At 64.0% G+C, this 22,589-nt stretch carries 19 protein-coding genes and 4 pseudogenes; 14 read left to right on the forward strand and 9 right to left on the reverse strand.

Annotated features, from left to right (window positions below; all coding sequences use genetic code 11):
- From CVM50_RS16585 to CVM50_RS16610, 6 genes are all read left to right on the forward strand, one after another.
- On the forward strand, positions 1 to 567 hold a 567-nt coding region (locus CVM50_RS16585), incomplete at its 5' end, for an integrase core domain-containing protein (RefSeq protein ID WP_157792109.1).
- 438 nt (positions 568 to 1,005) lie between these two features.
- Positions 1,006 to 1,959: a galactofuranose ABC transporter, galactofuranose-binding protein YtfQ gene (gene ytfQ / locus CVM50_RS16590; protein ID WP_085886572.1), complete on the forward strand. Its 954-nt coding sequence runs from the start codon at positions 1,006 to 1,008 to the stop codon at positions 1,957 to 1,959.
- Between the two features lie 89 nt (positions 1,960 to 2,048).
- A complete protein-coding gene (locus CVM50_RS16595; protein ID WP_085886571.1) occupies positions 2,049 to 3,563 on the forward strand; it encodes a sugar ABC transporter ATP-binding protein in 1,515 nt (504 codons plus the stop codon).
- A complete protein-coding gene (locus CVM50_RS16600; protein WP_085886570.1) occupies positions 3,560 to 4,621 on the forward strand; it encodes an ABC transporter permease in 1,062 nt (353 codons plus the stop codon). Before CVM50_RS16595 ends, CVM50_RS16600 begins: the two co-directional genes overlap by 4 nt.
- Positions 4,618 to 5,622, forward strand: a complete 1,005-nt coding sequence (gene yjfF / locus CVM50_RS16605; RefSeq protein WP_198431925.1) for a galactofuranose ABC transporter, permease protein YjfF — start codon at positions 4,618 to 4,620, stop codon at positions 5,620 to 5,622. The genes CVM50_RS16600 and yjfF overlap by 4 nt, the downstream gene beginning before the upstream one ends.
- Positions 5,553 to 6,356, forward strand: a complete 804-nt coding sequence (locus tag CVM50_RS16610; RefSeq protein ID WP_232618274.1) for a FadR/GntR family transcriptional regulator — start codon at positions 5,553 to 5,555, stop codon at positions 6,354 to 6,356. Before yjfF ends, CVM50_RS16610 begins: the two co-directional genes overlap by 70 nt.
- A 321-nt stretch (positions 6,357 to 6,677) precedes the next feature.
- Here the strand turns inward: CVM50_RS16610 and CVM50_RS16615 are convergent, their stop codons facing one another.
- The 3 genes and pseudogenes from CVM50_RS16615 to CVM50_RS16625 form a co-directional block, all read right to left on the reverse strand.
- A complete protein-coding gene (locus CVM50_RS16615; RefSeq protein WP_085886568.1) occupies positions 6,678 to 7,706 on the reverse strand; it encodes an IS110 family RNA-guided transposase in 1,029 nt (342 codons plus the stop codon).
- An 88-nt stretch (positions 7,707 to 7,794) separates the two neighbouring features.
- Positions 7,795 to 7,914 (reverse strand): annotated as a pseudogene (locus CVM50_RS16620) (IS5/IS1182 family transposase); the annotation flags it as partial.
- Between the two features lie 274 nt (positions 7,915 to 8,188).
- Positions 8,189 to 9,217, reverse strand: a complete 1,029-nt coding sequence (locus tag CVM50_RS16625; protein WP_085886567.1) for an IS110 family RNA-guided transposase — start codon at positions 9,215 to 9,217, stop codon at positions 8,189 to 8,191.
- Here CVM50_RS16625 and CVM50_RS16630 point away from each other — a divergent pair.
- Both CVM50_RS16630 and CVM50_RS16635 read left to right on the forward strand, forming a co-directional pair.
- Positions 9,204 to 9,776, forward strand: a complete 573-nt coding sequence (locus CVM50_RS16630; RefSeq protein ID WP_232618275.1) for a MarR family winged helix-turn-helix transcriptional regulator — start codon at positions 9,204 to 9,206, stop codon at positions 9,774 to 9,776. The genes CVM50_RS16625 and CVM50_RS16630 overlap by 14 nt on opposite strands.
- The gene (locus tag CVM50_RS16635; protein WP_100148536.1) at positions 9,769 to 12,045 is read left to right on the forward strand and encodes an ATP-binding cassette domain-containing protein; all 2,277 of its coding nucleotides are present in this window, start codon (positions 9,769 to 9,771) and stop codon (positions 12,043 to 12,045) included. The genes CVM50_RS16630 and CVM50_RS16635 overlap by 8 nt, the downstream gene beginning before the upstream one ends.
- A 22-nt stretch (positions 12,046 to 12,067) precedes the next feature.
- Here CVM50_RS16635 and CVM50_RS16640 read toward each other — a convergent pair.
- A pseudogene (locus CVM50_RS16640) lies at positions 12,068 to 12,205 on the reverse strand (transposase); the annotation flags it as partial.
- Between the two features lie 157 nt (positions 12,206 to 12,362).
- Between CVM50_RS16640 and CVM50_RS16645 the strand changes: the two are divergent.
- Positions 12,363 to 12,880: pseudogene (locus tag CVM50_RS16645) on the forward strand (IS3 family transposase); the annotation flags it as partial.
- Between the two features lie 144 nt (positions 12,881 to 13,024).
- Here CVM50_RS16645 and CVM50_RS22010 read toward each other — a convergent pair.
- From CVM50_RS22010 to CVM50_RS16675, 5 genes and pseudogenes are all read right to left on the reverse strand, one after another.
- Positions 13,025 to 13,198: pseudogene (locus CVM50_RS22010) on the reverse strand (IS66 family transposase); the annotation flags it as partial.
- Between the two features lie 175 nt (positions 13,199 to 13,373).
- Positions 13,374 to 14,024, reverse strand: a complete 651-nt coding sequence (locus CVM50_RS16655) for a tyrosine-type recombinase/integrase (protein WP_085886564.1) — start codon at positions 14,022 to 14,024, stop codon at positions 13,374 to 13,376.
- Positions 14,025 to 14,330: 306 nt separating this feature from the next.
- Positions 14,331 to 14,732 carry a DNA cytosine methyltransferase gene (locus CVM50_RS16660; RefSeq protein WP_143515555.1) on the reverse strand — a complete coding sequence of 134 codons (402 nt, stop codon included), beginning with the start codon at positions 14,730 to 14,732 and terminating at the stop codon, positions 14,331 to 14,333.
- A gap of 381 nt (positions 14,733 to 15,113) precedes the next feature.
- Positions 15,114 to 16,466 (reverse strand): sensor histidine kinase, encoded by a 1,353-nt coding sequence (locus CVM50_RS16670; protein ID WP_085886562.1) that lies wholly within the window; start codon positions 16,464 to 16,466, stop codon positions 15,114 to 15,116.
- Positions 16,463 to 17,134 carry a response regulator transcription factor gene (locus CVM50_RS16675; RefSeq protein WP_085886561.1) on the reverse strand — a complete coding sequence of 224 codons (672 nt, stop codon included), beginning with the start codon at positions 17,132 to 17,134 and terminating at the stop codon, positions 16,463 to 16,465. The genes CVM50_RS16670 and CVM50_RS16675 overlap by 4 nt, the downstream gene beginning before the upstream one ends.
- Positions 17,135 to 17,285: 151 nt before the next feature.
- On the opposite strand from CVM50_RS16675, the gene CVM50_RS16680 reads away from it, so the two are divergent.
- The 5 genes from CVM50_RS16680 (at position 17,286) to CVM50_RS21760 (ending at position 22,583) form a co-directional block, all read left to right on the forward strand.
- Entirely contained in the window at positions 17,286 to 18,362 is a 1,077-nt protein-coding gene (locus CVM50_RS16680) for a type 2 periplasmic-binding domain-containing protein (protein WP_085886560.1), read from the forward strand.
- Between the two features lie 91 nt (positions 18,363 to 18,453).
- Positions 18,454 to 20,484: a tripartite tricarboxylate transporter permease gene (locus CVM50_RS16685; RefSeq protein WP_085886559.1), complete on the forward strand. Its 2,031-nt coding sequence runs from the start codon at positions 18,454 to 18,456 to the stop codon at positions 20,482 to 20,484.
- Between the two features lie 18 nt (positions 20,485 to 20,502).
- Positions 20,503 to 21,591, forward strand: coding sequence for a 4-oxalomesaconate tautomerase (locus CVM50_RS16690; RefSeq protein ID WP_085886558.1), 1,089 nt, complete (start codon positions 20,503 to 20,505; stop codon positions 21,589 to 21,591).
- Between the two features lies 1 nt (position 21,592).
- Entirely contained in the window at positions 21,593 to 22,408 is an 816-nt protein-coding gene (locus CVM50_RS16695) for a universal stress protein (protein ID WP_085886557.1), read from the forward strand.
- Positions 22,409 to 22,424: 16 nt separating this feature from the next.
- Positions 22,425 to 22,583 carry a hypothetical protein gene (locus CVM50_RS21760; RefSeq protein WP_188790191.1) on the forward strand — a complete coding sequence of 53 codons (159 nt, stop codon included), beginning with the start codon at positions 22,425 to 22,427 and terminating at the stop codon, positions 22,581 to 22,583.
- Positions 22,584 to 22,589 lie beyond the last annotated feature (6 nt).

Consider the following 22,589-nt stretch of genomic DNA (forward strand, 5'->3'; position numbering starts at 1 on the left):
CTGGATTTCGTCCATGACCAGTTCGCCAATGGCCAGCGCTTTCGTGTGCTCAATGTGGTCGACGACGTCACCCGTGAGTGCCTTGCGGCAATCCCGGACACTTCGATTTCGGGGCGCCGTGTGGCACGTGAACTGACGGCCCTGATCGAGCGCCGCGGAAAGCCGGGGATGATCGTCTCCGACAACGGCACCGAACTGACCAGTAACGCAATCTTAGCCTTCGCTGCCGCGCACCGGATCGAATGGCACTACATCGCGCCGGGAAAGCCGATGCAGAACGGCTTCGTGGAGAGTTTCAACGGACGGATGCGAGACGAGCTGCTCAACGAGACCATGTTCCGTAACCAGGCCCATGCGCGGATCGTGATTGCTGCCTGGGCCGCCGACTACAACACCGAACGCCCACACTCGGCCTTGGACTACCAGACCCCCGCCGACTACGCTCGAACCCTGACCACCGCAATCGCCCGCCCCGCTGCGCAAGATGAAAGCTCCGCGCGTCGGGCGATTGCTCAACCTGCGCCGCTCGGCGTAAATACCAACCGGACTCCGGTCGCGGCTGGATGAAAGACCGGTGGCAGGTCACCGCAGCAATTCCCCATGCACGAAGGGCCGCGCACGCGTATCTCGATGAGCGCCGTGATATTTCACTGTAGGTGGTGCCGAGGAACCGCCCCTTTCCGGCCATCGACATTCGCCCACCCGACCGGTGGAACACCTTGCGCAGGACTGCTTCGCTCTGCGGGTATGTGCGCGCGATAGAACTCGGAGCATGCCTTCGCAAGCCGAGAGCCGGGCGAGACACCCTACCCCATAAGAAAACTAGAGCGGCGCGGACTATGCTGCGCCCTTGCAGCGCAGCACCGCTAACCGGTCGTATCCAAGAGGAAGGAGCCTCGACCGGACCTTTTCTCACGGCCACATCACAGAACTGTTTACAAAACTAATAAAATAATACTTAATCCCCTCCATGGAGCAAGGAGAGGCTCCGAATGGGAGGAAATCATGAAACTGAAGACAACGCTTCTGGCGTCTGCGATTGCGCTTGCCCCGATGGCCGCCATGGCGGCAGACCTGACCATTGGCTTCAGCCAGATCGGCTCGGAATCCGGCTGGCGCGCGGCGGAGACCACCGTCACCAGGCAAGAGGCCGAAAGGCGCGGCATCGACCTGAAATTCGCCGACGCCCAGCAGAAGCAGGAAAACCAGATCAAGGCGATCCGCAGCTTCATCGCGCAGGGCGTCGATGCCATCCTGATCGCGCCCGTCGTGGCCACCGGCTGGGATGAGGTGCTGGAAGAGGCCAAGGACGCCGAGATTCCCGTGGTCCTGCTGGATCGCACCGTCGATGCAGACGAGTCGCTCTACCTGACCGCCGTGACCTCGGATCTCGTGCACGAAGGCGAGGTGGCCGGCCAGTGGCTGGTCGACGAGATGAACGGCGAAGAGTGCCGCATTGTCGAGCTGCAAGGCACCACGGGCTCCTCCCCTGCCATCGACCGCAAGACCGGGTTCGAGCAGGGTATCGAGGGCCATGACAACCTCGAGATCGTCCGCAGCCAGACCGGCGACTTCACCCGTGCCCAGGGTAAGGTGGTGATGGAGAGCTTCCTCAAGGCCGAGGGCGGCGAGAACATCTGCGCGCTCTATGCGCATAACGACGACATGGCCGTCGGAGCCATCCAGGCGATCAAGGAAGCCGGGCTCAAGCCGGGCGAAGACATCAGGATCGTCGCCATCGACGCCGTGCCGGACGCGCACAAGGCCATCGCCGACGGCGAGATGAACGCCACGATCGAGCTGACGCCGAACATGGCCGGGCCTGCCCTCGACGCGCTCGAGGCCTATCTTGCCGACGGCACCGAGCCCGAGAAGTGGATCCAGACCGAATCCCGGCTGTTCACCGCCGACGATGACAACATGGCCATCTTCAACGAGAAGAAGGATCTCGGCTACTGAGCCCTGATCCACGGGGCCGGGCGGCGCTGTCCGCCCGGCCCGATGCGACGCCTGCACGCGGCAGGGCCCCCGGCGGATAAGGTCCCCGAATGACAGACACCCACACCCCCGACGCGCCGGTGCTGCACGCACGCGGCATCTCGAAGTTCTTCCCCGGCACCATCGCGCTGGACGACGTGGAACTGCGCCTCATGCCCGGCGAGGTCCATGCGCTTCTTGGCGAAAACGGTGCCGGCAAATCCACCCTGATCAAATGCCTGACCGGCGCCTATCGCCGCGACGCAGGCACCCTGCTGATGGACGGGCAGGAGATCCACCCGGTCTCCACCGCCGACAGCCAGCGCCTCGGCATCGGCACCGTGTATCAGGAGGTCAACCTGCTGCCCAACCTGACCGTGGCCGAGAACCTGTTTCTCGGGCGGCAGCCGATGCGCGGAGGCTTCATCGCGCGGCGGCGGATGAACGAAGAGGCCCGCGCCGTGCTGGCCGGCTACGGCCTGCGCATCGATCCGGCCGAGCCGCTCACCGCCTATTCGGTCGCCATCCAGCAGGTCATCGCCATCGCCCGCGCCGTCGAGATGTCTGGCAAGGTTCTGATCCTCGACGAACCGACCGCCAGCCTCGATCACGACGAGGTGCAGCTGCTGTTCGACGTGATCCGGCAGGTCAAGGCGCGCGGTCTGGCGGTGGTGTTCATCACCCATTTCCTCGATCAGGTCTTCGCGATCTCCGACCGCGCCACCGTCCTGCGCAATGGACGCGTCGTGGGGGAATGCCTGCTGGCCGAGATGACCCAGCGCGACGTCGTCACCATGATGCTCGGCCGCCAGCTCGAGGCGCGGACCAAGGCGCGCGATGTCGGCCCGGCGGGCAAGACGCTGGTCGAGATCGATGATCTGGGAAAGCGCGGCATGATGGCGCCGTTTTCGCTGAACATTCGCGAGGGCGAGGTCGTGGGCCTTGCCGGTCTGCTCGGCTCCGGCCGGACGGAGACCGCCAACCTGATCTTCGGCGTGGAGCCCGCCGATCAGGGCCGCATCGCGCTGCGCGGGCAGGACATCTCCATCAAGAACCCGCGCGACGCGGTGGCGCACCGGTTCGCGCTCTGCCCCGAGGATCGCAAGATCGACGGCATCGTCGGCGACCTCTCGGTGCGCGACAACATCATTCTGGCGCTGCAGGCGCGGCAGGGCTGGATGCGCCCGATCCCCCGCGCCAAGGTGGAAGAGATCGCGCGAAGCTACGTGCGCGCACTCGACATCCGCCTGGCATCGCTCGACATGCCGATCCGGCTTCTGTCCGGTGGCAATCAGCAAAAGGCGCTCTTGGCGCGCTGGCTGGCCACCAATCCGGCCTTCCTGATCCTCGACGAGCCGACGCGCGGCATCGATGTCGGCGCACACGCGGAAATCATCACCCTGATCGAACAGCTGCGCGCCGATGGCATGGCGCTGCTGGTGGCCTCCTCCGAGCTCGAGGAGCTGGTGGCCTATTCCACGCGCGTCGTGGTGCTGCGCGACCGGCAGCAGGTGCGCGAGCTGACCGGCGATCAGATCACCCCCGACAATATCATCAACGCCATCGCAACCGAGGAGGTCGCATGACGTCCCAGACCATTGGCCCCCGCCCGTCCGTCATGAGGCGCATCCTGCCGCAGCTGGTGATCCTGGCCGTGGCGCTGGCGCTCAACGTGGCGGTGTTTCCGGAGTTCTTTGAGATCGACTTCCGCAACGGGCGGCTGTTCGGCAACCTGATCGACGTTCTGAACCGTGGCGCGCCGGTGGCGCTGCTGTGCATCGGCATGACGCTGGTGATCGCAACCAAGGGTATCGACCTGTCGGTCGGCGCCGTCATGGCCATCGCGGGCGCGGTGGCGGCCTCGGTGGTGGTGGACGGCCACGGCTGGGGCACCGCCCTTCTCGCCGCGCTGGCCGCGGGAGGGCTCTGCGGGTTGTGGAACGGGCTTCTCGTGGCCGTGCTGCGCATCCAGCCGATCGTTGCCACGCTGGTGCTGATGGTGGCCGGGCGCGGCATCGCGCAGCTGGTGACCGAGGGCAAGATCCTGACCTTCGACAATCCCGGGCTCATCCATCTCGGCGCGGGCACTGTGGCCGGGGTTCCGACGCCGATCCTGATCTGGCTGGCCCTGGGCGCGCTTGTCACCTTCGTGGTGCGCAAGACGGCGCTGGGGATGTTGATCGAAGCCATCGGCATCAACGAGCGCTCCTCGCGGCTGGCCGGCATCAACAGCCGCGTGCTGCTGGTCTGCGTCTATCTCGTGTCCGGCCTCTGCGCCGCGCTGGCGGGTGTCATCGTCGCGGCGGACATCAAGGGGGCCGACGCCAACAACGCCGGGCTCTGGCTCGAGCTCGACGCGATCCTCGCGGTGGTGATCGGCGGCAACTCCCTGCTGGGCGGGCGGTTTTCCATCATCGCCTCGCTGATCGGCGCGCTGATCATCCAGTCCGTCAACTCGGTGATCCTGCTGTCGGGCCTGCCGCCCGAGTTCAACCTCGTCATCAAGGCGCTGCTGATCCTCGGCATCCTCGTGATCCAGTCGCCCCGCATCGGCAATTACATCTACCTGCTGAAAGCCTCCGGCCCGCAACCCGAGCCCGACGCCCCTGCCTCCCGCCCCACGAAAGAGGAGACCGCGCGATGATCCGGTCCACGCATCTGCCCCTCCTGATCACGCTGGCGACCTTCGTGTTGGCCTATGCGCTCTGCGCCTCGGCCTACCCGGCGATGCTGTCGCTGCGGGTGGTTGCGAACCTGCTGACCGACAATGCCTTCCTCGGGATCGCAGCGGTCGGGATGACATTCGTCATCCTCTCCGGCGGGATCGACCTGTCGATCGGCTCGGTAATTGCCTTTACCGGCGTGTTCCTCGCGGTGATCCTGCGCGAGACCTCGATGCATCCGCTGGCGGCCTTCGCGCTCGTGCTGCTGCTGACCACCGCGTTCGGCACCGCCATGGGGGCGACGATCCACTATCTCGAGATGCCGCCCTTCATCGTGACGCTGGCGGGGATGTTCCTGGCCCGCGGCGCGGCCTATGTGCTCTCGACCGAGAGCGTGCCCATCACGCACGAGTTCTACGACACGCTTCAGGGCCTCTACTGGAAGGTCGACGGCGCGCGCTTTCGCCTGATCGGCGGTCTGATGGTGCTGACCTTCATCGTCGGCGCCCTCGTTGCGCATCGCACGCGCTTCGGGCAGAATGTCTATGCCCTCGGCGGCGGGGAGCAGGCGGCCAAGCTGATGGGTGTGCCGGTGGCCCGCACCACGATCGGCATCTACGCTGTATCCGGCGGGCTGGCGGGGCTGTCCGGCATCGTGTTCTCGCTCTATACCTCGGCCGGCTATTCGCTGGCGACGGTGGGGGTGGAGCTCGACGCGATCGCGGCGGTCGTCATCGGCGGCACGCTTCTGACCGGCGGCTACGGCTTTGTCGCCGGGACGTTCTTCGGCATTCTCATCATGGGGCTGATACAGACCTATATTGTCTTCGACGGCACCCTCTCGAGCTGGTGGACCAAGATCGTGATCGGTAGCCTGCTCTTCGCATTCATCCTCCTTCAGAAAGGGCTGACGTGGGCGGCAAAGAAAAGGGCAGCGCAGGCAAGGATGCGCACAGCGACTGGTTCCGCCGCTCTCTCATGACCCTGGTCACAGCGGGCGGCGCAGGGGCGGAACGCGCGTCCAATCACACGGCCTTCGTGGTGGACCAGCTTGGTCGCGCCATCGTTGCAGGCGAATACCCCGCCGAGACGATGATCCCGCTCGACCCCGACCTGTGCGAGATGTTCGGCGTCTCGCGCACCGTCGTCCGCGAGGCGAAGAAGACCCTGATCGCCAAGGGGATGATCCAGTCCAAGGCCAAGGTCGGCACGCATGTGCGGGCCGCCGACGGCTGGAACATGTTCGACGAGGACGTGCTGCGCTGGCACGCGACCGCACGCAACCCGACACGGTTCTTCGAAGAGCTCTATGAGATCCGGATGATCTTCGAGCCGGCCGCTGCCGCGCAGGCGGCGGGGCGCGTCAACCAGGTGGATCTGGACGCGCTGCACGCGATCTGCGACCGGCTCGCCGCCGCCGACACGCCGACGGAGTTCGCCCTTGCGGACTACGCGTTCCACAAGCAGGTGCTGCGGCTGTCCGGCAACCGGTTCCTGCAATCCCTTGGCGATCTGGTGCAGACGGCGCTCTATTCGCTGTTTATGGCAGAGCATATCGGCGATTTCGCGGACCGCCGTGAAACCGTGGCCCAGCGCCACCGTGCCATCGTATCGGCCATCGCCTCCGGCGCCCAGACGGACGCCCGCGATGCCATGAGCCGGGTGATCCACGACGGCTATTCCAACGTCGTCCTGCGCGCGCCCATCCCGGGTTAGGGCGCCGGGTGAGGTGGGCTTTTGGCTGACGACACCGAGCCCCGTCCTCTTCTGTGGTTGCCGCCCGTAGTGCAAGAAGCTTTTGACCATATTAGCGTGTGATCGAGTGCGAACTTCTGTGAGGCCTTCATGATACGGCGTTTCCAGAAGCCGCGGGCCGGGACGGTGATCAGCAGATTGGGTCCAAATCTGGCTTTCGAGCTCAATGCTCGTAGCGACTAACTGGTTTTCCCAATCCAGATCTGTTCGATCATTTTGCCCATTCAGGTCGTCGTCTTCTCACACTCCCTCGGCACCGGCCCTAACGGTTCGACATGAGCATCATGCCACGACCGCCATCGCCGGATCTCTGTAATCTTTATTCTTTGTCAGCATCGCCCAGATCTGGCGGGCCATCTTGTTGGCGAGCGCGATCGCGACCAGCATCCTGGGTTTGCGCGCCAGCATGCGTGACAGCCAGCTGCCCTCCGTAATTGTGCGCTGTCCGAGCCAGTTCAGTCGCGACATTGCGCCGATGATCAACAGGCGTCGGATATCGGCTTGACCAGCCTTCGTCATGCGACCAAGGCGCTCCTTGCCTCCGGAGGAATGTTGCCGAGGAACAAGGCCCGACCAAGCCGCAAAGTTGCGCCCGATTTTGAATTCCACCATGTCGGGACCAAACGCTTCGACTGCAACGGCCGTCAGCGGTCCAACACCCGGCATCGTCTGCAGCCGGCGTGCTCTGTTTGACTGGGTGGCCAGCGTCTTGAGCTTCTTAGTGCGCTCAATGATGCGCGCGGTTTTCTCTGCGATTTGCCCGAGCAGGTCCAGGCACTCTTCCCGGATCAGCGCGTGCAAGTCGACGGTCTCATCCTGCACAAGCGCCGTCATGCGATTGAGGTGGGACATGCCGACCGGAAACACATAGCCGTGCTTATACAGCAGAGCCCGTAAGGCGTTCACATCAGCAGTCCGCTGATGCACCAGGTGTTCCCGGCCGCGGAAGACCGCCGCGCAAGACTGCTGCTCGACTGTTTTGGGCTCCACGAAACGCATCTCAGGCTGGCGTGCCGCAATGACAAGCGCCTCAGCATCGGCCGCATCATTTTTCTGCCGCTTCACAAAAGGGCGCACATATTGCGGTGCGATCAGCTTTACCTCGTGCCCAAGAGCTTCCATCTCACGGGCCCAAAAATGTGCGCTGCCGCACGCCTCGAAAATCACCATGCTGGGCTCGTGCTGCGCCATGGACGCGGGGAATTGCTTCCGCGTCAGCTTCTTGCGGAACTGGACTTCCCCCGTTCGAAGGGCACCATGAACTTGAAAAACTGCCTTTGCCAGATCGACCCCAATCATCAGATTCTTCATCTCGCCGTCCTCCTTCGCGTGTGGCGTTGAACACCACGACCTTGGCACATTGCGATGCCGTCTAGGGAGGGCGGCAACCACTACATCTGACTTGGCCAGCGGAGACGAAGAAGCTGATTGGGCGGCCGTTCGTGTCCGTGACGGCATGTAACTTGGTGTTCATGCCGCCCTTGGTTCGCCCGATCAGGCGACCGCGCCCCCTTTTTCGCGTCCAGCCGATTTGTGAAACATGTATAACCGCCCCATGCGCAAGAGGGTTTTCGGAGCTTTATGACGCATCATCGGGTGCTGACATGTATCCGGCCTCGTGATGCGGCCGTTTGTGCCGCGGGCCCGTATGGTGGTCGAGGATCAGGTCCAGATCAAAGCCGCGTGCTCGGTGGCACTCTGTTGCACCCTGGGTGTCCCGACCCTGTCTCACGACGATTGCGCCATACTGCTCCTTGCCCTCTTACGCTCCGACGTTCCCCTGCCGCGGCGGACTACGCCGCTACGACCGGAGCCCTGTAGACGCCGCCGCGGGCCATGAGGGCCCAGACGATCCTCGCCATCTTGTTCGCAAGTGCAACCCGCACGAGCATTCCCGGCTTGCGTGCGAGCATGCCGCCCAGCCACGTCCCGGGCCTGGCCGCGGCATGAGTGTGCCGTTTGATGATAACGCTGTTGGCACCGATGATCAGCAGCCGCCTAAGCGAGCGTTCCCCCATCTTGGTCGTCGCCCCAAGACGCTGTTTCCCGCCGGTCGAGTGCTGCCGAGGTGTGAGACCGAGCCATGCCGCGAAGTCTCGTGCCCGGCAGAAATGCTCCGGCGGCGGAGCCAGTGTCGCGAACGCCGGGGCGATTAACGGGCCGATGCCGGGGATCGTCATCAGCCGTCGTGCCAAGTCGTTCTCCCGCGCCCGGCGGGCGATCTCCGCGTCAAGCTCGGCGATCCGTTCGTCGAGATGGCGCAGGACATCCACGAGGACCTGCAACGTCGGGCGTGCCGCCTCTGGCAGGCCACTGCCGGGCTCCTCGATCACCGTGATCAGCCGGCGCATGCTTGCGGCGCCCTGCGGGACGACCTCGCCGAACTCGGTCAGGTGGCCGCGGAGGGCATTGATCGTCTGGGTGCGCTGCCGGATCAGAAGTTCGCGCACCCGGAACACCGCAGCGGCACCCTGCGTCTCCTCGCTCTTTACCGGCACGAACCGCATGTTCGGGCGCTGCGCTGCTTCGCAGATCGCTTCGGCGTCGGCCGCATCATTCTTTTGCCTGCGCACAAACGGTTTCACGTAGGCAGGCGGGATGAGCCGGACCTGATGGCCCAGCTTCCCTATCTCACGCCCCCAGTGGTGTGCCCCGCCGCATGCCTCCATCGCAACGGTGCAAGACGGCAGGCCGCCGAGAAACTCGGGCACCTGACCACGTCGCAGCGTCCTGCGCAGCACCGCGCGCCCCGACGCGTCGGCCCCATGCAGCTGGAATACATTCTTCGCCAGATCGAGCCCGATTGTGATGATCTTCGACATGACCGCTCCTCGCTGTGGATCATCGCAGACCCACCTTGGCACATCGATGCCGTCGGGGGGCGGTCACACCATCAGAGCCGTTGAAATAGGATCATTACGAAAATATATTTTCCAAATGGAAACTATATATGCTGATGCGCTGGAAGACGCGCTTTCCTTGTTGCAATCTGAACTGGTTGCCCGACGCAATCGGTTTACGCCCGAGACCTTGACTTGGGCTCAGTATGACGTCTTGGACGTCTTGCGTATCGAGGGCGCCCTGCGGCCGTCGGTCATGAGCGAACGACTGGGTGTCGCGCGTCCGCAGCTTTCGAAGGCCTTGCGGGTGCTCAAGGATCTGGGGCTGGTGGATCAGTTCCCGGATGAGGAGGACCGGCGGGTTCAGGCGACCACGCTCAGCGCGCATGGCAAGGCCTTCATGGAACGCGCGGCCTTGCAGCGACGTGACGCCGCGCAACGGGTGGCGTCCGCCATGACGCTGGCTGAACAGGCATTGTTTGCCGAGCTTTGCAGCAAGGCGGTGCGCGGGTTGCAGACGGAAGTAAATGGAAATGACTGACAAGCCGATGCGCATCCTGCGCGCCCGTACGAACAATCTCAGGAATCTATCCGTCGAGATCCCCAAGGGGCGGATCGTGGTTTTCACCGGAGTCTCCGACTCGGGGAAATCTTCGCTTCTGTTCGACACCATCGCCGCTGAATCCCAACGCCAGCTGGCCGAAACCTATCCGAGCTTCGTGCGCAACCGGCTTCCGCATCATGGCCAGCCGGACGCGGACCGGCTTGAGAACCTGCCGGCATCGATTGTTGTCGATCAGCGTCGTCTCGGCGGGAATCGTCGATCCACGGTCGGGACCGCGACCGAAATCTATGCCCTCCTGCGTCTGCTTTTTTCCCGCATCGGCAAGCCGCATGTGGGTGAATCCAGCCTGTTTTCATTCAACAACCCGGACGGGATGTGCCCGCTATGCCAGGGGCTGGGGACGGTGCGCAGGATCGACGAGGCCGCGTTGTTCGACCGCGACCGCACGTTGGACGAGGGCGCGATCCTGTTTCCGGGGTTCGAACCGGGGTCGTGGCGCTGGAAACGCTACGCCCTTTCCGGCTTCTTCGACACCTCGAAGCCGCTTTCCGCCTATAGCGACGAGGAATGGCGGCGCCTGACCGTCGAACAGGGAACGCCTGTCACCGACCCGAAACCAGGCTGGCTGAAAAGCACGGTTTATGAGGGCGTTCTGCCGCGTCTGCGGCGCTCTTTCCTGGACCGGGACGAGGCGGATAACTCGGAGGGCGAGCGGGACGCGCTGAACCGCGTCACCACCAGCGGGCCATGCGACGCCTGCGGCGGCGGCCGTCTCAATCCGGCGGTGCTGTCCTGCCGGATCGCGGGGCGCAATATCGCGGATTGCGCAGGGATGGAGGCCGGCGATCTGCTGGAGTTCCTTCGTGGGATCGATGTGCCCGAGATGCGCCCGGTGATCTCGTCGCTGACCGAGAAGCTCGAGAGCATGATCGATATCGGTCTCGACTATCTCAGTCTGGATCGCGGGACCTCGGGCCTGTCGGGAGGCGAGTCGCAGCGGATCAAGATGATCCGGCATCTCGGCAGCAGCCTTGCCGATATCGCCTATATCTTCGACGAGCCGAGCGTCGGGCTTCATGCCCGCGACGTCGATCATCTTGGCCAATTGCTCGTTCGTCTTCGTGACAAGGGCAACAGCGTCCTTCTGGTCGAGCATGATCCCGATCTGATCGCCATCGCCGATCACGTGATCGATATGGGCCCCGGCGCCGGGACATCCGGCGGCAGCATCGTCTATCAGGGGGCGCTGGCAGGTCTGCGGCAGGCCGATACCCCGACCGGCCGCGGCTTTCGAAAATCTCGCAGCCTCAATCAAATGCCCCGCAGGCCCTCCGGCTGGATCGGGGTCCGCAACCAGTCGATGTTCAACCTGCATGACCTTTCCGTCGATATCCCCCTGGGTGTGATGACCGTGGTCGCGGGGGTTGCGGGCTCGGGGAAAACCACACTTGCCAGTCGCATATTGCCGGGCCTTCGCTCCGATGTCGTCGTCATCGATCAGGCCGAGCTGCGCGGGTCGTCCCGTTCCACGCCCGCCAGTTATCTCGGCATCATGGACGATATCCGCCGGGAATTCGCTCGATCCAGCAGGAAACCTGTCGGGCTGTTCAGCACGAATGCGGCCGGTGCCTGTCCGGTCTGCAAGGGGCGTGGGACGGTCAAGACCGATCTTGCCTTCCTCGATGCTGTCGAAACCACATGCGAAGCCTGCGGCGGATCGGGTTATGGCGTCGAAGCCCGGTCAGTCCGGGTCGCCGGATGTTCCATCGATCAGGTCATGGGGATGCGCGCAGCAGAAGCCCGGGCCCTGTTCCGCCGTCACGGGGCGATCCTGGACGCGCTGGCCCGGTTGGAGCAGGTTGGGCTGGCCTACATGCAGATCGGACAGCGCCTTTCGACATTGTCGGGCGGCGAGAGGCAGAGATTAAAACTGGCCGCCGAGCTTGGGCGCGCCGGCCGCATCTACGTCATCGACGAGCCGACATCCGGTCTTCACATGGCCGATGTGGATCGGCTGATAGGGCTGTTTCGGGCTCTGACCGACCGGGGAATTACGCTGATCGTCGTTGAGCACAATCTCGACATGATCGCGGCGGCCGACCACATCATCGAGATGGGCCCCGGTGCCGGGCGGCGCGGCGGCAATATCATCTATCAGGGAGGCCCGGCCGGGCTGATCGCGGACAATCTTTCGATCACCGGACCTTATCTGGCCAGGGCCTTTGGATGCGACGTTCCAGCTTAATTAGGGTCAGGACTCGTTCTCTCTAAAGCCAGAAGATTACACTCGCAGCGAGTGCGATTGCTGAGCAGAAGATTTGTGGGCAGCGGTCATAACGGGTCGCAACCCTCCTCCAGTCTTTGGGCCTGCCGAACATGATCTCGATCCGGTTGCGGCGTTTGTAGGCAAGTGGCGTCTGCGGCCCACATTTCAGGGCTGGCCAATAGCTATCTGACCCATGATGAGCTGGCGCCCTGCAGTAGGGCTGTGAGCGTCCGGCTTCCCCGCTTTGACGGGGTAATGGAGTGCCTGCTAGATGTCCACCAACGGTAGCCGGGCCGGATCGCAGGATGGTCTGCTACAAGGCGCGGAGTGAGCCGGCCACGGTGCTGCGTGGGCGGTTGCGAGAGCTGGCTAACGAGCGTCGACCGTTCGGTTATAGACGGCTCTTCGTCCTGCTGCGCGTGAGGGCGAGCCTTCCGACATTAACCGGATCTATCGGCTCTACCGCTAGGAGGGGCTGACAGTGCGCAAGCGAGAGGTCAGTCGCAAGGCTACCGGGACGCGAGCCTCGATTCTAGTCGAGACGCGTCCCAATGCCCGCTGGTCGCTGGATTTTGTCCACGACCAGTTCGCCAGAGGCCCGCGAGTCCGGGTGCTCAGCGTGGTCGACATTATTACTCGGGAGCGCCTTGCCGCCATCCGGGACACTTCGATTTCGGGGCGCCGGGTCGCGCCCGCACTGACCACCGCAATCGCCAGCCCCGCTGCGCGAGATGAAAGCTCCGCGCGTCGGGCGATTGCTCAACCTGTGCCGATCGGCGTAAACACCAACCGGGCTCAAGTCGCAGCTGGATGAAAGTTAAATGGCAGGTCAAGTTCAGTAGCCGATGCTGCTGAAGCCGTTTGCGAAACACAACTGCTCCCGCTTCATCCAGCCCGGCAAGACTGCAAAGGATCTTGCCCGAGTCAGTGCCCAGAATCTTGATGTCCAACAGGTGCTACTCTCCCGGGCGATCTCCGACTTGGTGCCGGTCCAGACATGGTGGAAGTCCCGGCGCAGGTGTGCCCAGCATGCGGCCTACCGGATGCGCACCGCGCCGGTGGCATCGGGCGCATAGAGCGCCTTGAAGCCCATATAGGCGTCCGCCTGAAGAATGTGGCGTAACTCGGCCAGAGGCTTTCAGGGAGTTGCGCGGGCATGAAATCTTGTACATTGCGGCGCATAAGTCATTGATCTGCAATGAGCCGGAAAAGTACAACATCGTTGAAAGTATCAGCATTATCAATGGATCCGGCTATCCTCCCCGGTGCGCCACTTTCTTCATCCAGCTTTGAAAACATTGGGTAAATCACCCAATTTTGAACTTGGTTCCGGCTGAGTTGGAGCTTTCCGTTCCCGATACGACCTTCTGAAGGTCCGCGCTCTTGCTGTAGCGCGCGGCCTCGCTTTGTGTTTCGTGTCCAAGGAACGCCATGCGCTGCTCGGGCGTGGCGCCGTTCTCCTTGAAGACCGAGGCACGGTGTTTTCTGATGCCGTGGGCGCTCAGCCCCGTGAGGCCCGCGTCGGTGTAAGCGCGGCTGAACCACTGGGCGGCACTCTTGTGCGAACGTGGAGCACCTTGCCGGGTCGTGAGGAAGGTCATGTGTCTCGGTGCAGCCGTCAGGCATCGAGCGAGGTGATCGTCTGCCTCATACCAGGCGGGCCCCGGAACCGTGAAGGGACACACGGCTTCGCTGCCTGATTTCTTGCGCCGGTAATGAGGCCAGCCATTGTGGACCATCCCGGGCCCAAGGCGGCAGGCATCACCGATGCTGGCACAGGTCCGGTGCATCAGTTCAAAGGCAAGGCGCTGCTGGTCGACGGTGCAGGGCCGAGAAAGTGGTCTGAGGCCATATAGGCGCGCAGGCCTGCGCCAATCGACCCTGTTCGGTGATGGACGTGCGGAGGAGGCATGCGCTGATCGTGAGCGCTGAGCAGTGCGCTGTAGGCAGAGTGCCATTCCGGGTGGTCTGAGGGAAGGTCGGGCAGGGGCACCCCTTTCTTGCCCTTGGGGCGGAGATAGACGCGCGGGTTGCCGCTTGGAAACGTGCCCGATCTGTTGAGGTGCTTCAACCTGACGCCTCCCCGAACAATCCGTCGCATGAATTCACCCCCTGATCTCCGGAGGGTAGGAGTGCCTCCGGGGGCGTTGCAAGGATCCGTACTGACCTCTCTCTCAGGACTTCGACAGCGCTGATGGGGATGCCACATTCTCTTGCGGCCTTGATTGCATTTCGGATCACGGCGGCGGATGCTCTTGCGGCGCTCATTTGCTCATCTCCCCTGCTTCCTCCTTCTCAGCCAACTGCCCACAATTCGCCTTCGCCACCGCCGCGGCGACGGGCGGGCAGACGGAGTTCCCCACGCAATTGACCTGTGTGTGCTTGGTGAAGCTGCGCCAGTCCCACGCGCCATCGCTGTCCTGCTCCCAGACGCCCTCGATGACGTAGTCGCGGGGGAAGCCCTGGGCGGTGAAGAGCTTCCGCGGGGTGAGCATGCGCATGCCGATGTCGGCGATGACGTAACGGGTGCCGGCGATGTCGAGGGTCACCAGGTTGCCGCCGTCCCAGGCGCCATGGGCGCGGAGGAACTCGGCCACTTCGCGCGCCTTGGCCGCATGCGCTTCGGTGAACGGCGGGGCCTGCCGGGCGGCCTGCATATGGGCCATCCACAAGTTCGGCCCGCCCGAGATGATGAACACGGATCAGGGCAGCCAGTTCACGTCCTTTGCCTGGACCGAGCGGCCCCGTCAGTCCCATGTGCGGATATCGATGGATGGGAAAGGCCGGTTCCTCGACAATATCTTCATCGAGCGGCTGTGGCGTACCCTGAAATACGAATGCGTCTACCTGCATGCCTGGGGGCCGGATCAGAGACGAAAGCGGCCATCCGGAAATGGATGACTTTCTACCAGCGCCCGCACTTAGCACTCGGCGGCGAGCCTCCGACGCTGGCCTATTGGCAGCGAAACGATATCAACCAACCCGATCAGCAGGTGCAAGGAGTAGCTTAAATTGCGCCAGATCCTGTCCAAGAGATGGTGAGTAGCTCACAGGCGCGGCAGAGCCAGCCTGACGGTCAGCCCCCCGGTCCCGTTGTCCAGACGCACGGTGCCGCCGTGCCGCTGCACGATCTGTTCCACGATGGCCAGCCCCAGACCCGATCCCTCACCGTTGCGCAACTGTGAGAAGCGCCGAAAGGCGGCGTCCGTCTGATCCTCGGGGATACCCTCGCCGTCGTCTTCGATCAGCACGACGCATTTGTCGCCGTCTGGCAGTGTGCGTACCGCAATGCTGCGCAGGTCCGGTCCGCCGTGTGTCAAAGCGTTTTCCAACAGGTTCATGACAGCTTCACCCAGAAGCACCGGGTTGCCCGCGACCACCAGCGGATCGGGTGCCGTGTCCATGACGAAGTCGAGATCGCCTGACAGCGCCTTGGGTGCGAAGCTGCGACAGGTCTCTTCGACAACCCTGTTCAGATCCAAGGGGCTCATCGCCGTCCCGGTGTCGTAGCGCAGCCGTTCCAGGGACAGCAGCTGTTCCGACAGTCGGGCTGACCAGCGGGCGGCCTTGATCAGTTCGTGATGACGCGCGGTGCGGGCGGCCGGGTCGCGTACATCGGGCAGGGTTTCTGCCAGGGCCAGCACCGCTGCGGCCGGATTGCGCAGCTGATGCGCTGCATCCGAGATGAAGGCCTGATGGGTTTCGATGCTGTCTTGCACCTGTCCAAACAGTCGGTTGAGGGTGGAGACGATGCCTGACACCTCTTTCGGGACAGCACGGCGGATTGGCCCCAGATCGTCCGGTGAGCGTTTGCGGATCGCGTCCTGCAGGTCGTTGAGCGGGCGAAGCCCGATCTGCACGCCGAACCAGATCACCAGCGCCAGCGCTGTCATCAGACCAGCGATGAGCGCCGCGGCGCGCAGCGCGAGCTCCCGCGCAAAGGCGCGACGTTCGCTGACGCGCTGCCAGACCGTGACGACAGTCTCGCCGGAGAGGTTGCCGATGGTGCGGCTTTCGATCAGACGCAACACGCGCATTTCTTCGCCCCGGTATTGCGCGACGTAGTAGAAGGGCACGTCGCGCTCGACCTTCGTTTCCGGGCGGGGAGGGTAGGCGTAGCCGGTGACGTAAATGCCGCCCGGCCCGGTGACATGGTAGAACAGCTCGCCCCCGCCCGCGTCCGAGATCACGCGCCGGGTGCCGGGCGACAGCGCATCCCCTTCGGAGATCGCCACATCTCGCGAAATCGCCAGTGCTGCGGACAACAGGCTGCGGTCAAAGAGCTCTTCGGAGGTGCGCTGTGCCACCTCGAACCGCCACCAGCCCAACAGCACGGACACCAGAAGCAACGGCGGCAGGATCACGAGGACCAGCCGCATCCGCAGCGACAGCGCCTTCATGTGTCGACGATCTCGAGCATGTAGCCCAGTCCGCGGGCTGTCTTGATCTTGATCCCAAAGGGGTCGAGCCGTTTGCGCAGGCGCGAGACATGCGGCTCGATCGCGCTGTCTTCGGCGTCCGACCCGGTGCCATAGACATGCGTGATCAGCTGCGCCTTCGACACGATCCGGCCGCGCCGTTCCAGCAGGCATTCCAACGTGGCGATTTCCTTGCGGGGGATATCCAGCGGCGTCTCATCCTGCAACAGCTGGCGGGATGTGCGGTCAAAGACGAGTGGGCCAAGTGCGTCGCGCGCGCTGAATTCAAGCTCCTTGCGCCGGGCCATGGCGCGCAGCCGCGCCTCGAGCTCGTCCATCTCGAAGGGTTTTGTAAGATAATCGTCCGCCCCGGCGTCCAGTCCCGCCACACGCTCTGCGGTCTCGGATCGAGCGGTCAGCAAGATCACCGGCGTCCCGTCGCCCCTGCGGCGCAGGGCCCGCAACACATCGAGTCCATCCATGCCGGCCAGGTTCAGATCCAACACCACAAGGTCGGCGCCCTCTTGCGACAGGAAGGCATCCGCTTCCGTTCCGTCATATAGAAGGTCTACCGCATGGCCCCGATCCTTCAACCTGAATGCGATACCTTGGGCGAGGGCTTCGTTGTCTTCGATGACGGCAATGCGCATGGCTACTTCTTCAGCATGTTGCGCAAGTTTCGCGCAAGGTTGGGACGGCAATGTTGGCGCCATTGGAGGAGGGAATCATTCCCTTGAAATGATAATACCGCAAGGTGCCGATCCAAGGTCGGCGCCGGCATAGGTCTACGGGAGGACACCAATGACCATCAAGCAACTTGCAACCTCGGTTGCGGCAGCCACACTGATTGCAGCCCCGGCGCTGGCCGAAGTCGACATGTCCGGGAAAACGATCGAATGGGTTATTCCGTTTTCGGAAACCGGCGGCTCGGCCAAATGGGCGAACTTCTTTGCACCGCTGCTGTCCGAAGAACTGCCGGGCAACCCGACGGTCGTGGTGAAATTCATGCCGGGTGCAGGCTCGACCAAGGGCGCGAACTGGTTCCAGGAGCAGGAATACGACGACGGCACGCTGCTGTTCGGCACCTCCGGCTCGACCCAGTTCCCCTACCTGCTGGGCGATCCGCGTGTGCGCTATGAATACAGCGACTGGGTGCCGGTCATGGCCTCTGGCACCGGCGGCGTGGCCTATCTGAACGCCGAGGACGGCGAGAAATTCGACGGATCCGCCAACAACCTTCAGGACATCGACTTCATCTACGGTTCGCAGGGCGCGACGCGCCTCGACTTGGTGCCGCTGCTGGCCTGGGAAATGCTGGGCATGAACGTGGAGCCGGTTTTCGGCATCAAGGGGCGCGGTGACGGCCGCCTGATGTTCGAACGCGGCGAAGCGACGATCGACTACCAGACGTCCTCGGGCTACCTCGGTGCCTCGGCGGATCTGGCCGAGCAAGGCAAGGCTGTGCCGATGATGACCTGGGGCGCACTGGACGACGACGGCAACATCGTGCGCGACCCCACCTTCCCGGACATCCCCACCTTCAAGGAAGTCTGCGAGGCCACCGACGGCTGCGAGACCTCCGGCGAGGCATGGGACGCGTGGAAAGCCTTCTTCGTGGCCGGGTTCCCGGTGCAGAAGATCGCCTTCCTGCCCGCTGGCACCCCGGATGACGTCGCCGCGACCTTTGCGGAGGCCTTTGACGCGGTGCGCTCGCGCGACGATTTCGCCGCCATCGCGGCAAAGCAGGTGGGCAAGTACGAGGTCTTCGTCGGCGAAGGCGCCAAGCGCGCCACCGAAACCGGCACTACCGTGTCGCCGGAGGCCAAGGCCTACGTCCAGAACTGGCTGCAAGAAGCCTATGGCGTGACGCTGGAATAAGCGCCGTTTCGGACGGTCCCGCCGCGCGGCCTCTGGCCTGACGCGGGACCGTCCTCCTCTTTTCTTCACAACTCAATCGAAAGCCGGTGTGATGGACCTTTTCGTCACCGCCCTGCCTGCGCTTGGCCAGGCATGGGCCATGATCTTGCAACCTGCCGTCCTGGGCTACCTTGTCCTCGGCGTCGTCATGGGCCTTGCCGTGGGCGTCTTCCCCGGGCTTGGCGGCATCGCGGGCCTGTCGCTGCTTCTGCCGTTCATGTTCGGCATGGACCCGGTGCTGGGGCTGGCACTGATGGTGGGGATGGTGGCCGTCGTGCCGACCTCCGACACCTTTGCGTCGGTCCTGATGGGCATTCCCGGCAGTTCGGCGTCACAGGCGACGGTGCTGGACGGGTTCCCGCTGGCGAAAAAGGGGCAGGCGGCGCGGGCGCTGTCGGCTGCCTTTACCTCGTCACTGTTCGGCGGGCTGGTCGGTGCGGCCTTCCTGACGCTGTTCATCGTGGTGGCGCGGCCGCTGGTGCTGGCCTTCGGCCTGCCGGAAATGCTGATGATCTCGATCCTCGGCCTGTCCATGGTGGCGGTTCTGGCGGGGCGTGTTGCGCTCAAGGGCCTTGCGGCGGCCGGTCTGGGCATGCTGATCGGGACCATCGGCGAGGCCGACGCGGGCGGCAGCCTGCGCATGGCCACCTATGACATTCCCTACCTGACCGACGGGCTGCAGCTGGTGATCGTGGGCCTTGGCATCTTTGCCGTGCCGGAGATTGTCAGCCTGCTGCGCCAGGATCGCGCCATTGCCAAGAACGCCGAACTCGGCGCGGGCTGGGGCGACGGTGTGCGCGACTGGGTGGCCAACAAGTGGCTGTCGCTGCGCTGCTCGCTGATCGGCGTGGTCGTGGGTGTGATCCCGGGCCTCGGCGGGTCTGTCGTAGACTGGATCGCCTATGGCCACGCGGTGCAGACCACCAAGGACAAGTCGAACTTCGGCAAGGGTGAGATCCGCGGCGTCGTCGGGCCGGAAAGCTCGAACAACGCCAAGGAAGGCGGCGGTCTGGTGCCGACGCTGCTGTTCGGCATCCCCGGTTCTGGGTCGATGGCGATCTTCATCGGGGCGATTGCCCTGCTGGGGTCGGGCGACATCGAAGTTGGCCCGTCGATGCTGCGTGACAATCTCGACATCACCTATTCCATCGTCTGGCTGCTGGCGCTGGCAAACGTGGTCGGCACATTGCTGTGCATCGCGGCCTCGGGCGGGATCGCACGTCTGACCACGATCCGCTTCACCTATCTCGCGCCGTTCCTGTTCATGTTGATCAGCTTCGCTGCGTTCCAGTCTGGCCAGAACTTCGAAGACATCCTCGCGCTGTTCGCCATCGGTCTGATCGGCATCTTCCTGCGCCGCTTCGACTGGTCGCGCCCGGCCTTCCTGATCGGCTTCGTGCTGTCCAACCCGGTGGAGAAATTCTCCAACCAGGCGTTCCAGATCGCGTCCTTCCGCTTTCGCGACTCGTTCGAGGCAGGGATGCAATACATCTTCTCGCCGATCGTCATCGTGCTGCTGATCATCACGGTGGTGTCAGTGGTGCTGGGTCTGCGGCAGGCGAAATCCATCATGGCCGAGGGTGACGTCCAAGCCGGATCGAAGCGCGCGCCGCTGGTCTTCCTGATGGTTCTTCTGGCCTATGTCGTGGCCGCGCTGATCAACGCGAACATGATCCCCGACTACAACATGACCGACAAGATCGTGCCGTTGGTCGTGGGGGGCATCACGCTGGCTGCCGTGCTGATCGTGCTGGTGCAGATGCTGCTGCGCCCGGAGACCGACAGCATCTTCGCCGACAAGGAAATGGCCGGAGAGGACGCCGACGCGCCCTATGGGCTGTGGTCGACGCTGGCGTGGTTCGCCGGGCTGATCGCGGCAACCTACGTGCTTGGCTTCATCCTCGCGCTGCTGGGCTTCCTCGTGTCGTTCCTGCGGGTGCGCGCGCAGGCGGGCTGGCCGAAGACGCTGATCCTCACCGCCGCCGGCATCGCGCTGATGTGCGTGATGGCCGGGGCGCTGAACCGCGATTTCCCGCCGGGACTGCTGCAGGACGTGACCGACCTGCCCTGGCCGATGAACTGATCCAACAGGATGAATGACATGACACAGACAGGGATTCCCTACGTCTTCATGCGCGGAGGCACCTCTCGCGGGCCGTATTTCAATCGCGCCGATCTTCCCGAGGACCGCGAGACGCTGGCCGAGGTGCTTTTGGCGGTCGTCGGGTCGGGCCACGCGATCAACATCGACGGCATTGGCGGCGGTGTCGCCGTCACGACCAAGGTGGCGATGCTCTCGCCGTCAGACGATGACTGGGCCGACGTGGATTACTTCTTTGCCCAGGTCTCGGTCGAGGATCGGTTGGTGGACTTCAAACCCACCTGTGGCAACATCCTGTCGGGCGTCGGTCCGGCCGCGGTGGAGATGGGGCTTGTCGCGCCCACCGGCGACGAGACAGAGGTGCGCATTCGCGCCGTCAACACAGGCGCGCGCGTGCTGGCGCGGGTCCAGACGCCGGGCGGCGCGATGCGCTACGGCGGAGACGCGGCGATTGCCGGGGTGCCTGGCACGGCGGCGCCCATTGCGCTGAACTTCATGGGCGTGGTGGGATCGTCCACCGGCGCGTTCCTCCCCACAGGCAACCTGCGCGACAGCTTCGACGGGATCGAGGTCACCTGCATGGATGTGGCCATGCCCATGGTGATTGCCCGTGCGGCGGATTTCGGCCTGAGCGGGTATGAAACCGTTCAGGAGCTGGACGACAACCGCGACTTCTTTGCCCGGATGGAGGCGGTGCGCCTGCAGGCAGGGGCCGCGATGGGTATGGGCGATGTCTCGCAATCGGTGACGCCGAAATTCGGCTTGCTGGCCCCCGCACGGGATGGCGGTACGATCTGCACCCGCTACTTCATGCCTTGGACGACGCATCCCTCAATGGCGGTGACCGGATCGCAATGCCTGGCCTCCTGCGCCTTGACGCCGGGGACCGTGGCGGACGGTCTGCTGGACCGCCCGGCGCAGAGCCCCGCCAATGTCGTGCTGGAACATGCCTCCGGTACCATCGAGGTGCTGGTGGACTTCGAGCTAAACAACCAGTTCAAGCTCAACTCTGCCGGTCTGCTGCGGACCGCCCGCAAGCTGGCGGATGGCCGTGTCTATGTGCCCGCAACCGTCTGGGGAGGGAAATGACATGCCGGTGATGAACCTGCTGGTGGCCTTCAACGGGTCGGACGGATCGGTGGCGGCGCTGCGCTATGCGGCGGCGCTGGCGAAACGCTTCGATGCCCATGTGACGGCTATGCTGGCGCATACGACACATGAGGTGATCGACCGTCGGTCCCGCTGGATCCCGCGCGAGGCCCGCGCCCTGCTGGAGGCCGCCAACACCGGTCTGTTGCAGGAGATCGAGGCGCGCTTCGAGACAGAACGCGCGGCGCTCGGGCTGTCCAGCGCGCTCCAGCTCAAGGAGGTGACAGGGCGTGTCGATGCCGTGTTGTCGGAAGCCGCGCGGCATTACGACATGCTCGTTGTCGGCAACCATTCCGACACCGATGACGAGCATGTCACCTTGCATCCGGATCGCATCGCATTGCTGTCGGGGCGCCCGGTGATCGTGGTCCCGCGCGGCTATGACGCGGGGGCCGATCACGGCCATGCGGCGCTTGTGTGGGACGGCGGGCGTGCCGCGGCGCGTGCCCTGTCGGACAGCCTGCGCCTGCTTGAAGACGATGGCCAGGTCAGCGTTCTGACGGTCGGGCCGCGCCGGGACTGGCCGGTGGCGGATCTTCTGCGCCATCTCGACCGGCACGGCGTCAGCGCCGTTCATGAAGAGTGGCCCAGCACGCATCCTGTCGCAGACACCGTGCTGTCGTGGTGTGGCAGGCACGACCCCGCATTGCTGGTGCTGGGGGCCTATGAGCATTCCAAGTTCCGTGAGGATTTCCTTGGCGGCGTGACATCGGAGATCCTGTCGCGCACCACGATCCCCGTCCTCCTCTCTCACTGACGTCAAGGAGCTAGATATGAACGATTTCGAACACATCAGCCGCATCCGTCAGGAGCTGGAAGCCCTGCGCAAGGATCTGTGTCACCGCATGGAGCAGGCGCAGGACCAGGGTGATCTGAACCTCTTGCACGAGCGCGTCAGCCGGGCGATCAAGGCGCTTTCGGGACAAGGCTGAAGGCGT

The organism is Pseudooceanicola marinus, from assembly GCF_002786295.1.
Lineage (GTDB): Bacteria > Pseudomonadota > Alphaproteobacteria > Rhodobacterales > Rhodobacteraceae > Pseudooceanicola > Pseudooceanicola marinus.

What these genes read in the sequence shown, in the direction of transcription:
- ytfQ (WP_085886572.1), top strand. Translation starts at nt 1,006, where the DNA reads ATGAAACTGAAGACAACGCTTCTGGCGTCTGCGATTGCGCTTGCCCCG.
- CVM50_RS16595 (WP_085886571.1), top strand. Translation starts at nt 2,049, where the DNA reads ATGACAGACACCCACACCCCCGACGCGCCGGTGCTGCACGCACGCGGC.
- CVM50_RS16600 (WP_085886570.1), top strand. Translation starts at nt 3,560, where the DNA reads ATGACGTCCCAGACCATTGGCCCCCGCCCGTCCGTCATGAGGCGCATC.
- yjfF (WP_198431925.1), top strand. Translation starts at nt 4,618, where the DNA reads ATGATCCGGTCCACGCATCTGCCCCTCCTGATCACGCTGGCGACCTTC.
- CVM50_RS16615 (WP_085886568.1), bottom strand. Translation starts at nt 7,706, where the DNA reads ATGAAGAATCTGATGATTGGGGTCGATCTGGCAAAGGCAGTTTTTCAA.
- CVM50_RS16630 (WP_232618275.1), top strand. Translation starts at nt 9,204, where the DNA reads ATGATCTTCGACATGACCGCTCCTCGCTGTGGATCATCGCAGACCCAC.
- CVM50_RS16625 (WP_085886567.1), bottom strand. Translation starts at nt 9,217, where the DNA reads ATGTCGAAGATCATCACAATCGGGCTCGATCTGGCGAAGAATGTATTC.
- CVM50_RS16635 (WP_100148536.1), top strand. Translation starts at nt 9,769, where the DNA reads ATGACTGACAAGCCGATGCGCATCCTGCGCGCCCGTACGAACAATCTC.
- CVM50_RS16655 (WP_085886564.1), bottom strand. Translation starts at nt 14,024, where the DNA reads ATGGCACTCTGCCTACAGCGCACTGCTCAGCGCTCACGATCAGCGCAT.
- CVM50_RS16660 (WP_143515555.1), bottom strand. Translation starts at nt 14,732, where the DNA reads ATGGCCCATATGCAGGCCGCCCGGCAGGCCCCGCCGTTCACCGAAGCG.
- CVM50_RS16670 (WP_085886562.1), bottom strand. Translation starts at nt 16,466, where the DNA reads ATGAAGGCGCTGTCGCTGCGGATGCGGCTGGTCCTCGTGATCCTGCCG.
- CVM50_RS16675 (WP_085886561.1), bottom strand. Translation starts at nt 17,134, where the DNA reads ATGCGCATTGCCGTCATCGAAGACAACGAAGCCCTCGCCCAAGGTATC.
- CVM50_RS16680 (WP_085886560.1), top strand. Translation starts at nt 17,286, where the DNA reads ATGACCATCAAGCAACTTGCAACCTCGGTTGCGGCAGCCACACTGATT.
- CVM50_RS16685 (WP_085886559.1), top strand. Translation starts at nt 18,454, where the DNA reads ATGGACCTTTTCGTCACCGCCCTGCCTGCGCTTGGCCAGGCATGGGCC.
- CVM50_RS16690 (WP_085886558.1), top strand. Translation starts at nt 20,503, where the DNA reads ATGACACAGACAGGGATTCCCTACGTCTTCATGCGCGGAGGCACCTCT.
- CVM50_RS16695 (WP_085886557.1), top strand. Translation starts at nt 21,593, where the DNA reads ATGCCGGTGATGAACCTGCTGGTGGCCTTCAACGGGTCGGACGGATCG.
- CVM50_RS21760 (WP_188790191.1), top strand. Translation starts at nt 22,425, where the DNA reads ATGAACGATTTCGAACACATCAGCCGCATCCGTCAGGAGCTGGAAGCC.